Origin of the sequence: Pseudoalteromonas sp. Angola-4 (assembly GCF_028599265.1) — a bacterium.
GTDB classification, from domain to species: Bacteria; Pseudomonadota; Gammaproteobacteria; order Enterobacterales; family Alteromonadaceae; genus Pseudoalteromonas; species Pseudoalteromonas atlantica.
This window is the reverse complement of record NZ_JAQREK010000014.1, coordinates 112637-119210: the sequence shown is the minus strand read 5'-3', so window position 1 is coordinate 119210 and position 6574 is coordinate 112637. Positions and strand designations below refer to the sequence as shown.

At 41.7% G+C, this 6574-nt stretch carries 5 protein-coding genes; 4 read left to right on the top strand and 1 reads right to left on the bottom strand.

Features of this window, described 5'->3' with window-relative positions:
* Positions 1-428 precede the first annotated feature (428 nt).
* Positions 429-956, bottom strand: a complete 528-nt coding sequence (locus PSH48_RS15470) for a sugar O-acetyltransferase (RefSeq protein ID WP_273611830.1) — start codon at positions 954-956, stop codon at positions 429-431.
* Between the two features lie 154 nt (positions 957-1110).
* Between PSH48_RS15470 and PSH48_RS15465 the strand changes: the two genes are divergently transcribed.
* The 4 genes from PSH48_RS15465 (at position 1111) to PSH48_RS15450 (ending at position 6548) form a co-directional block, all read left to right on the top strand.
* Positions 1111-1875 carry a DeoR/GlpR family DNA-binding transcription regulator gene (locus PSH48_RS15465; protein ID WP_273611829.1) on the top strand — a complete coding sequence of 255 codons (765 nt, stop codon included), beginning with the start codon at positions 1111-1113 and terminating at the stop codon, positions 1873-1875.
* A gap of 46 nt (positions 1876-1921) precedes the next feature.
* A complete protein-coding gene (gene glmS / locus PSH48_RS15460) occupies positions 1922-3742 on the top strand; it encodes a glutamine--fructose-6-phosphate transaminase (isomerizing) (RefSeq protein WP_054983864.1) in 1821 nt (606 codons plus the stop codon).
* 111 nt (positions 3743-3853) lie between these two features.
* Entirely contained in the window at positions 3854-5041 is a 1188-nt protein-coding gene (locus tag PSH48_RS15455; protein WP_273611828.1) for an alpha/beta hydrolase-fold protein, read from the top strand.
* A gap of 205 nt (positions 5042-5246) precedes the next feature.
* Complete coding sequence (locus tag PSH48_RS15450) at positions 5247-6548, top strand: DEAD/DEAH box helicase (protein WP_273611827.1); 1302 nt, start codon at positions 5247-5249, stop codon at positions 6546-6548.
* Positions 6549-6574: the final 26 nt, after the last annotated feature.

Here is a 6574-nt window from a genome sequence, read left to right as displayed (position 1 = left end):
CGAACTCAGTAGTGAAACGAAACAGCGCCGATGATAGTGTAGCATTTGCTATGTGAAAGTAGGACATTGCCAGGCTCCAAATAAGAGAAACCCGTTACAGCGATGTGACGGGTTTTTTGCTGTCTGGGATTTAATAAATAGCCAAGACTCATGCCGAACCCTGAGTTAAACGAAACAGCTCGAAAGCGTGCACCGCATAAGGCCGCCCCGACGCAATAATAATGTAGCATTTGCTATGTGACTCTCTACCGCTGTGGGCACTACGACATTGCCAGGCTTCAAATACAAGAAAGCCCGACTCGAAAGAGCCGGGCTTTTTTACGTCCGTAGAAAAGTGAAATGCGGACAATTAATGCACACTCTTCTACTTCTAGAATGTAGGTCGGGCGAGCGTAGCGACTCCCGACGCTAAAAAACATCGATTATAATTATAGGGTTCTTATCTCACGAGCTGGATTACCAGCAACAACAGTATCCGCCTCTACATTTTTAGTAACTACAGATCCCGCACCAATAACACTGTTATCCCCAATGCATACGCCCGCTAAAATAATTGCACCTGCGCCAATCCATACGTTGTTGCCTATCGTAATAGGAGCAGTAAAGTTTTCTTTATTCAGTCGCTGTGTAGGGTTAACAGCATGGGATACAGTCAATAGCTGAACATTGGGGCCAATTAAGCAGTCATCACCAATGCTGATAGCTCCATCACTAATTGGGGCATCTAATACCGTACAGTTAATGTTTATGAAGCTACGATCACCAATAGCTATTTGATTACCATAATCGCAATGAAAACCTGATTCTATAATTACGCCTTCACCGCATTGAGCGAATAGCTCTTTAATGCGTTTTAAATTACCTTTACTCGGGCTTTTATTGAAGAGTCGGCATATTTCGCCTGTTTGTTTACGTAGGGCTAAAAGCTCTTTGTTTAAGCTATTAAATGGCTGCATTAAGGTTTCTTTGTTTAGTTAAGAGATGCTGTGACTATTTTACCTTTATTATTACTCGTTGAAAGCTGCTTTATTTTTGCTCGTTCACTTGCCATTTAACTAGTTTCGTTTAGAATTGCACATCTTTCGAAACGAAACTTAATCTACGAGCTTTATGACTAAACGAAACACCCAGCAACGCCGTCATTTAATACTTACTCAGGTAAATGAGCTAGGTGAAGTGGCTGTTGAAACGCTTGCGGAGCAGTTTCAAACATCTGAAGTAACCATTCGTAAAGATTTAACCGCGCTTGAAAAAAGTGGCTTATTACTGCGCCGTTACGGCGGTGCTATCGCGCTGCCAAAAGAAATCGTCACCGACGAAATAGACTCTAAGCGCAAAGTAGCAATAGCAAAGGCTGCTGCTGCACTTATAAAAGATCATAACCGCATTATTATTGATAGCGGGCGTACTACGGCCGCTATGATCCCAGAGCTTGCAAATAAGCGAGGGTTAGTTGTAATGACCAACGCGATTAAAGTGGCGAGCCGTTTACTATCACTTGAAAACGAGCCAACACTTTTAATGACTGGCGGAACATGGGATCCGCATTCTGAGTCGTTTCAGGGGCAAGTTGCCGAAAACGTATTATGCTCTTATGACTTTGATCAGCTATTTATTGGTGCTGACGGCATAGATGTAAAACGCGGCACGACTACCTTTAATGAGTTAGTCGGCTTAAGCCAAGTTATGGCAAAAGCCGCCCGTGAAGTAATAGTAATGGTTGAATCAGATAAGATTGGCCGAAAAATACCAAATTTAGAATTACCGTGGAAAATAGTAACCACATTAATAACCGATACTGGCTTAGCAGATGATAAACGCAAAGCGATTGAGGCGTGTGGTGTAAAACTAATTTGTGCAGAGATTATTGATTAGTAACTACAAAGCGAGTTACTAGAATTAAAAAATTAATGGAGACACTATGTGTGGAATAGTTGGGGCGGTTGCAGAACGTCCAGTAAACAAAATTTTAGTTGAAGGCCTTAAACGTCTTGAATACCGTGGCTACGACTCTGCCGGTGTAGCACTATTAGAAGGTTCTACGCTAAATACTGTAAAAGCCGTCGGTAAAGTAGTGAACGTAGAAGCCGCACTTGAGAAAGCAGGCGTTAGTGGTCATACAGGTATTGCACACACACGCTGGGCAACACACGGTAGCGTTACTGAAGAAAACGCTCATCCGCATGTATCAAACAACCAGCTAGCACTTGTGCATAACGGTATTATTGAAAACCACGCAAGCCTACGCGCATCACTTAAAGAAGAAGGCTACGAGTTCTTATCTGAAACCGATACCGAAGTAATGGTGCACTTAATTCATAAACTTCGTAAGCAACACACTACGTTACTTGCATCTGTTCAAGCAGCGGTTAAGCAATTTGAAGGTGCGTTTGGTACGGTTGTATTTGATAAAGCAAACGACAACGAAATCATCGTAGCGCGCTCAGGTAGCCCACTGGTTATAGGTTTAGGCCTTGGCGAAAACTTTATTGCGTCTGATCAGTTAGCACTATTACCAGTTACTCGTAGCTTTATCTTTTTAGAAGAAGGCGACGTAGCCCGCATTACGCGTGATACAGTAGAAATTTTTGGTGAAAATGGCGACGCTGTAGAACGTGAAGTTGTTGAATCAAATATCACGCAAGATGCTTCAGGCAAAGGCGATTACCGCCACTACATGCTAAAAGAAATTTACGAGCAACCACTTGCAGTACGCAATACCCTTGAAGGGCGTTTAAACGACGACCGCGTAGCAATTGATGCCTTTGGCGACAGCGCTCAACAAATATTTAAAGACGTAAAACACGTACAAATTATTGCCTGTGGTACGTCATACCATTCAGGTATGGTTGCACGTTATTGGCTTGAGCAATTTGCGGGTGTTAGCTGTAATGTTGAAATAGCTTCTGAATTTAGATACCGTCAGTCGTATGTACACGCAAACAGCCTACTTGTGACTATTTCACAATCGGGTGAAACAGCCGATACGCTAGCTGCATTACGTTTAGCTAAAGAGCAAGGTTACATGGCCTCAATGACCATTTGTAACGTACCGGGTTCATCGCTTGTACGCGAATCAGACCTAGCCTTTATGACTAAAGCGGGCGCTGAAATTGGCGTAGCTTCTACTAAAGCATTTACCACACAGCTTGTTGGTTTGTTAATGCTTACTGCGTCTATAGCTCAAGAAAAACAGCTTGATCAAAGCGCTATTGTAGATGCTATAAAAGTACTTCCTGCTAAGCTTGAAGAAACATTACTGCTTGCTGATGGCATTGCAGACCTTGCAGAAGAATTTGCCGACAAGCATCACTCACTGTTTTTAGGTCGTGGCTCGCAATACCCAATTGCAATGGAAGGTGCGCTTAAACTTAAAGAGATTTCGTACATTCACGCAGAAGCCTACGCAGCGGGCGAGCTAAAACATGGGCCACTTGCACTTATTGATGCCGACATGCCAATTATTGTTGTAGCACCAAACAATGAGCTATTAGAAAAGCTTAAATCAAACGTAGAAGAAGTACGTGCACGTGGCGGCATTATTTATGTATTCGCAGATAAAGATTCACACTTTGAGTCAGACGACACAATGCGTGTAATCAACGTAAACCACACTGACGACATTATTGCGCCAATTGTTTACACACTGCCATTACAGTTACTCTCGTATTACGTAGCGGTAATTAAAGGCACAGACGTTGACCAACCACGTAACTTAGCTAAATCGGTTACTGTTGAGTAAAATCAAAAGGTTGGTAATTACCTGTTAAAGATAAAAAGGCGCTTAATGCGCTTTTTTTGTACCTTAAAGCCTGTTAGATTAAATAACACACTATTTTCTAAAGGATTAGTAATGCGTATATTAACCGCTGTTTTTATATGTAGTTTATTTATATTTTATTCTAATAACACATTTGCAGAGCCTGATTTAAAACAGCAAACCATTAGCTATACGCAACAAACACATACTATTAATTCAGCCGTTTTAAACGAAGAGCGCACAGTTGTAGTCCAGCTTCCAAAGAGTTATCAAGCTAATCCAAACAAAGTTTATCCGATCATTTATCGCCTTGATGGCGCGGGTAACATACCACTTATAAGTGCAGTGATGGAGCGTTTACAAAATGATAATCGTGCGCCTGAAGTTATTATTGTCGCTATTGAAAATACCAATCGCTTAAGAGATTTATACCCCACAGTTAATAAAGAGCCACAAGGCCCGGTAGGTGAAGGCGGTGGTGCAGCAAAGTTTTTAGCATTTATTGAGCAAGAGCTTATGCCCTTGATTAATAAAAGTTACCGTACGCACAACTTTAATGTAATTGCTGGGGCTTCTGCGGCAGGCGTGTTTGCACTTTATACAATGCAAGCTAACCCTGAGCTTTTCCAAGCACACATTGCTTACAGCCCTGCGGTTTGGTGGAACTATGGCGCACCGGTAAAAGCGGCTAAGTCGTTTATCAATAAATCAAAAGATCTGAATAACTATGTTTATATAAATATTGGTGAAGAAGCTGGCTTAATGCGTGAGCGATATAATGAGCTGCAGCAAGCTTTGCAATCTAATAGCTTGCCAAATTTACGCTTCTTTAGTGACGCGTTTAATAATGTATCGCATAACCTGACTTCGGTTGCTGGTTCATTTAATGCCTATCACAACTTATTTTTACCTAAACAAATGCCTATGAGTGCTTTAAGCGATGATATAGAGTCTATTGATGTTTATTATAAAAAGTTATCTCAGCAATGGGGCGAGCAAATTGCGCCACCGGATCGCGCTGTTAGATCACTCGGTTATAACTTAACGGGCAGCAAGCAATTTTCCCGTGCTATTGAGGTGTTTAAGTACAATATAAAAAACCACCCAAAATCAGTCGATGCGTTTTCAGCCTTATCTTATGGCTATGAAATGCAAGGCGATACTCGCCAAGCGCTTGAACAGATGGAGTCTGCTTTAGCCATTACAAATGACTCATATCCTTATATAAATTATTTAAGAGAAACAAAAGCTAGGTTACAAGCAGAACTTAGCAAGAACTAATAATATTGCTAACTTAGTTGTTGGCTTTTTATGAAAGCCTCTTTAAGTTTGGAGTGCTCACGGTGACAGTCAAATTTCCTCGAAGCTTGTAGCTCGACGCTCGCAGCCGTTACTTAAACCACATTAAAATCACTAATCCCTACTTAATAAGCGCTAAATACGCTAAAATTACAGGCTACTTTTTTAGCAATAAGCCCACAATTTTATGACCTCAGCAACAAGCCCTAGCACCTTTAACGATCTTGGCCTTATTCCAGAGCTACAAGCTCGTTTAACCGATTTGGAATACAACCAACCTACGCCAATTCAAGCTAAGGCGATTCCAAGTGTACTGGCTGGTAGCGATTTAATTGCGGGGGCAAATACTGGCTCAGGTAAAACAGCAACATTTGCTTTGCCTATGCTGCAAACCCTATTTTTAGAGCAAGGCGCTAAAAAAGCAGCGAGTAAAGGTAACTTTGTCACTGGGCTTATTTTGGTACCTACCCGTGAGCTTGCAACGCAGGTGGCCGATAGCGTTAAATCGTATTCTGCTAACTTTAATGGCGCCATTAAAACGGTGGCGGTATTTGGTGGTGTGTCGGTTAATACACAAATGCAGGCTCTACGCGGCGGCGCCGATATTATCGTGGCAACACCAGGGCGTTTGCTCGATTTAATCTCAAGCAATGCTATTAAGCTCGATAAAGTAACGACCTTAGTGCTTGATGAAGCCGACCGCATGTTAAGCCTTGGCTTTACCGAAGAGCTTGCCGAGCTGTTAGCGCTTATGCCTGCTAAAAAACAAACTATGTTGTTTTCAGCAACCTTCCCAGAGCAAGTAACACAATTAACGCAAGAGCTGTTAACCAACCCAGTAGAAATACAAGTTCAAAGTAAAGACGAAAGCACGCTTGTACAGCGCGTATTTACGGTTAATAAAGGCGAAAAAACTACGGTTTTAGCGCATTTAATTAAAGCGCATAAGTGGCGCCAAGCGCTTATTTTTGTAAACGCTAAAAAAGACTGTGAGCACTTAGCAGGTAAGCTTGAAAAGCGTGGTATTAACGCACAGGTATTTCATGGTGATAAAGGTCAAAGTGAGCGTACTCGGGTAATTGAAAAGTTTAAAGCCGGTGAAATAGAAGTACTTATTGCCACCGATATAGCAGCCCGTGGTTTAGATATTGCCAAACTGCCTGTAGTTATTAACTTTAACTTACCGCGTAGCCCCGCTGATTATATGCACCGTATTGGCCGAAGCGGCCGTGCCGGTGAAGTTGGCCTAGCGTTATCGTTAATTGATTATGAAGACTTTCACCACTTTAAAATAATCGAAAAGAAAAACAAACTTCGTTTAGAGCGTGAGGAAGTAACGGGTTTTGCGGTAAACCAAGCAAACCTTGATGCAGCACAAGCACTTAAAAACGATAAGCCAATGGCAAAGCCAGAGGGCACAGGCAAGAAAAAGAAAAAAAATAAAGCCAATGATATAGATGATGTATGGAGTGGTTGGAGAAAAAAATAAGCTTTAGTACGGTATAAATCATTAAA

What these genes read in the sequence shown, in the direction of transcription:
- PSH48_RS15470 (WP_273611830.1), bottom strand. Translation starts at nt 956, where the DNA reads ATGCAGCCATTTAATAGCTTAAACAAAGAGCTTTTAGCCCTACGTAAA.
- PSH48_RS15465 (WP_273611829.1), top strand. Translation starts at nt 1,111, where the DNA reads ATGACTAAACGAAACACCCAGCAACGCCGTCATTTAATACTTACTCAG.
- glmS (WP_054983864.1), top strand. Translation starts at nt 1,922, where the DNA reads ATGTGTGGAATAGTTGGGGCGGTTGCAGAACGTCCAGTAAACAAAATT.
- PSH48_RS15455 (WP_273611828.1), top strand. Translation starts at nt 3,854, where the DNA reads ATGCGTATATTAACCGCTGTTTTTATATGTAGTTTATTTATATTTTAT.
- PSH48_RS15450 (WP_273611827.1), top strand. Translation starts at nt 5,247, where the DNA reads ATGACCTCAGCAACAAGCCCTAGCACCTTTAACGATCTTGGCCTTATT.